Genomic DNA, 2,782 nt, shown 5'->3' with positions numbered 1-2,782 from the left:
GGCGTGCGCGCCCGTGCGGCCGAGCCCGCGGGGAAGCCCGCCGCCCCGAAGGCCGAGCCCACGCCGCGCGCGGCGCCGCCGGCGCGGAGGAAGGGGCTGAACGCGAAGGACCAGCACGAGTTGAAGACGCTGCCCGCGCGGATGGAGGCGCTGGCCGCCGAGGTCGCGAAGCTGGAGGCGCGCGTCGCGGACAGTGCCTTCTACGCCCGCGACCCGGTGGGCTTCGGCAAGGCGACCGAGGCGCTGGCGACCGCACAGGCCGCGCTCGCCGCCGCCGAGGAACGCTGGCTGGAACTGGAGATGCTCCGCGAGGAAGCGGGCTAGCCCGCTTCCGCCAGCAGCGCCCCGAGGTCGAGCCGCCGCGTCACCATCGCCAGCCCGCCCGCCGCGTCCCGCGGCCAGTCCTCCGGCGCGCGGTCGCGATAGAGCTCGACGCCGTTGCCGTCCGCGTCGCGCAAGTAGAGCGCTTCCGACACGCCGTGGTCGGAGGCCCCTTCCAGCGGCCAGCCGGCGTCCAGCAGGCGCTGCAAGGCGACGGCGAGTGCGCGCCGGTCGGGGTACAGCAGCGCGACGTGGAACAGCCCCGTCGTGCCCGGCGGCGGCCAGGCGCCGCCCTTGCTCTCCCAGGTGTTGAGCGCGACGTGGTGGTGGTAGCCGCCGGCGGAGAGGAACACCGCCTGGTCGCCGTAGCGCTGCTGTTCCTCCAGCCCGATCACGTCGCGCCAGAAGACGAGCGCGCGGTCGAGGTCGGCGACCTTCAGATGCACATGGCCGATGCGCACAGCCGGGTGGATGGCGGCGCGGGCGGGGCGTTCGGGCAGGGTGTCGGGCATGGCGGCGAGGTCCTCGTGTCTGGCGTAGAGATGCGCGCCGCAGCCGCCGTGCGCCAATCGGAAAGCGGGATCATCGCCATAGGTCCGGCGGATGGCGTCATGCCGGCAAGCCGACGCGCCGGGTGCGGCCGTGGGCGCCCTTGCCGCGGCGCCGGGCGCGCGCGATGAGGTGCCATGGCGTCAACGCGCATGACCGATGTTCTGGTGCTCGGCTCGGGCGGCGCGGGCCTCGTCGCCGCGCTGACCGCCGCGCGGCAGGGCCTTTCCGTCACGGTGCTGGAGAAGACCGATCGCCTCGGCGGCACCACGGCCATGTCGGGTGCGGGCACCTGGATCCCCGCCAACCACCACGCCGAGGCCGCTGGCATCGCCGACAGCCAGGAGGAGGCGCTCGCCTATATCCGCGCCGCCGCCCCCGAAGGCTGGGCGGCGGAGGAGGATGCGCTGTGGCAGGCCTTCGTCGAGGCTGCGCCCGAGATGCTCCGCTTCGTCGAGGCGCAGTCCCCGCTGCGCTTCGCCCTGACGCCGGAGCCCGACCCGCTGCGCGCCCTGCCCGGCGCGAAGCCGCGCGGGCGGATGCTGAGCCCGCTGCCGCTCAGCCGCTGGCGCGCGGGGCGCTTCGCCCTGCGCATCCGCCGTTCCACCATCCCGGAGATCTTTACCTACCACGAGGCGGTCGAGACCGACCTCTATCACCACCCCTTCCGCACGGCCTTCGACCTCTGGCCCCGGCTGTTGTGGCGGCTGCTGACCAACACGCGCGGCAAGGGCACGGCGCTGGTGACAGGGCTGCTCGCCGGCTGCCGCGCGGCGGAGGTGGAGGTGCTGCTCTCCGCCCGCGCGGTCGAACTGACGCAGGACGGGGATGGCGCGGTGACGGGCGCGATCGTGGAACGTGCCGGCCTGCGGGAGGCATGGTCTGCCCGCGCCGGCGTCGTCATCGCGACCGGCGGCTTCGAATGGGACGCGGCGCTGCGCGGGAAGCATTTCCCCGGGCCGGTCGACTATCTCGGCAGCCCGCCTGGCAATGACGGCGACGGGCAGCGCATGGCGCAGGCGGCGGGTGCGGCGATGGCGCGGATGGACCAGGCGACGCTGACGCCGTCCGTCCCCACGCGCTACGAGGGGCGGCTGCTTGCCCGTCCCGTGCCCTTCCACACCGAGCCCAACGCGATGCTGGTGGACCGGCATGGGCGGCGCTTCGTCAACGAACTGGTGTTCAACATCGGCGAGGCGATCGACGCGCGCGACGCCGATGGCGCACCGATCCGCCTGCCCTGCTGGGTGATCAGCGACGCGGCGATGCTGGATGCGCTGCCGCCGGTGCGCTGGGCGGCCAAGGCCGATCCCGGCTGGCTGCGGCGCGCCGACAGCCTAGAGGCGCTCGCCGCGCTGACTGGCCTGCCGGCGGCTGCCCTGGCCGACAGCGTCGCGCGCTTCAACGCGGCGGCCGAAGGCGGCGAGGATACGGATTTCGGCCGCCCCGCGCGCCCCGACCCCGCCGCGGCGGGCGACAAGCGCCGTCGCGCCGGGCTGAAGCCGATCGCGCGCGCGCCCTTCCTCGCGCTGCCCTTCAACCGCGCCATCCTCGCGACGAAAGGTGGGGCGCGGACCAATGCGCATGGGGAGGTGCTGCGCCCCGATGGCAGCGTCATCCCAGGCCTGTTCGCAGCCGGCGTCGCCATGGCGAACCCGATCGGCACACGCGGCGTGGGCACCGGCACGACGATCGGGCCGAACATGACCTGGGGCTACATCTGCGGGATGCGGCTCGCGCGGCGGAACCGCGCGGGTTAGCGCCGGGGCAGCGCCGCGGCCGTCGTGGCAGCGAGCAGCATCGCCGCCACCCACCAGGCCTGCCAGGCGCCGAAGGAGAGCATCGCCGTCACCGCGGCCGAGGCGAGCGCGCCCGCTGCCGCCGGGGGGGACGGCGCGCGCGCCGCCGCGAC

The 2,782-nt window shown here is 74.9% G+C and carries 2 protein-coding genes and 1 pseudogene; 2 read left to right on the top strand and 1 reads right to left on the bottom strand.

Going from position 1 to position 2,782, the window contains the following annotated elements; genetic code table 11:
* Positions 1-324: pseudogene (locus HW577_RS23270) on the top strand (ABC transporter ATP-binding protein); the annotation flags it as partial.
* Here the strand turns inward: HW577_RS23270 and HW577_RS23265 are convergent.
* Complete coding sequence (locus HW577_RS23265) at positions 321-833, bottom strand: VOC family protein (RefSeq protein WP_198378489.1); 513 nt, start codon at positions 831-833, stop codon at positions 321-323. The pseudogene HW577_RS23270 and the gene HW577_RS23265 sit on opposite strands and share 4 nt — an antisense overlap.
* A gap of 189 nt (positions 834-1,022) precedes the next feature.
* Here HW577_RS23265 and HW577_RS23260 point away from each other — a divergent pair, with 189 nt between their 5' ends.
* The gene (locus HW577_RS23260; RefSeq protein WP_198378488.1) at positions 1,023-2,630 is read left to right on the top strand and encodes an FAD-dependent oxidoreductase; all 1,608 of its coding nucleotides are present in this window, start codon (positions 1,023-1,025) and stop codon (positions 2,628-2,630) included.
* The last annotated feature ends 152 nt before the right edge of the window (positions 2,631-2,782 follow it).

The organism is Neoroseomonas rubea, from assembly GCF_016106015.1.
Classification (GTDB): Bacteria; Pseudomonadota; Alphaproteobacteria; order Acetobacterales; family Acetobacteraceae; genus Neoroseomonas; species Neoroseomonas rubea.
This window is presented reverse-complemented; position numbering and strand designations above follow the sequence as displayed.

Coding starts and splice junctions, on each gene's coding strand:
- HW577_RS23260 (WP_198378488.1), top strand. CDS start 1,023: ATGACCGATGTTCTGGTGCTCGGCTCGGGCGGCGCGGGCCTCGTCGCC.
- HW577_RS23265 (WP_198378489.1), bottom strand. CDS start 833: ATGCCCGACACCCTGCCCGAACGCCCCGCCCGCGCCGCCATCCACCCG.